The 947-nt window shown below is 67.6% G+C and carries 2 protein-coding genes; both read left to right on the forward strand.

Annotation, left to right across the window (positions count from 1 at the left end; genetic code table 11):
• On the forward strand, positions 1-306 hold a 306-nt coding region (locus ACTMS0_RS29075; protein ID WP_441158464.1), incomplete at its 5' end, for an inorganic diphosphatase.
• A 162-nt stretch (positions 307-468) separates the two neighbouring features.
• A partial coding sequence (locus tag ACTMS0_RS29080) for a fatty acid desaturase family protein (protein WP_441158465.1) occupies positions 469-947 on the forward strand: 479 nt, incomplete at its 3' end.

Raw genomic sequence — 947 nt, forward strand, 5'->3', positions numbered from 1 at the left:
ACCTTTCCCGGCTGCCTCATCCGATGCCGGGCCATCGGCATGTTCCGTATGCGGGACGAGAAGGGGCCCGACCCGAAGGTGCTGTGCGTGCCCACGGCTGACCCCCGCCTCACGTACCTGGGCGACATCACGGATCTGGAACACTTCCACAAGCTGGAGATCCAACACTTCTTCGACGTGTACAAGGACCTGGAGCCGGGCAAGAGCGTCGACGTCGAACACGGGATCTGGGCCGGCCGGACCGAAGCGGAGAGGGAGATCAGACGCTCACAGGAACGCGGCCGCCAGCAGGACTCTGCCAGCTGACCACGCCCGGCCGAGCCCTCCGGAGCCCTCGTCTGCGCACTCGCTGCCGCGCGGGCTTTTGGTCGCGCGCCCAGGTACGCCGCACGGGTGGCGGAGTAGGCTGATGGAAGCGTTTGCTCCAGACCCCGGCGGCGTGCTGAGCGTCGATAGCCGGGAGGATTCGTGAGCAACATCGATTCGACCATCGCGCAGGTGCGGCCAGCGTCGCAGCGCCGCCGCGGCAGCGATTATGCCGAACTGTTGACCCGGGTGCGGCAGGCAGGCCTGCTCGACCGGCGCCCGACCTACTACACGATCAAGATCGCAATCAACGCCGCGTTGGTTGTCGCCGGCTGGGCGGTCTTCGTGCTGCTCGGGGACTCGTGGTGGCAACTGGTTACCGCGGCGTTCCTGGCCGTGGTCTTCACCCAGACCGGGTTCATCGGCCACGACGCCGGCCACCGGCAGATCTTCCGATCCCGACGCGCCAACCAACTGGTCGGGCTGATACACGGCAACCTGGCGATCGGTCTGGCCTTCGGCTGGTGGGTCGACAAACACCACCGCCACCACGCCCACCCCAACCAGGAGGGCCTCGACCCCGATATCTCCGGCGAAGCCATCGTGTTCACGCACGCGCAGGCCGGTGCGCGGCGCGGTGC

The sequence above is a fragment of the Micromonospora sp. H33 genome, from assembly GCF_052068455.1.
Lineage (GTDB): Bacteria > Actinomycetota > Actinomycetes > Mycobacteriales > Micromonosporaceae > Micromonospora.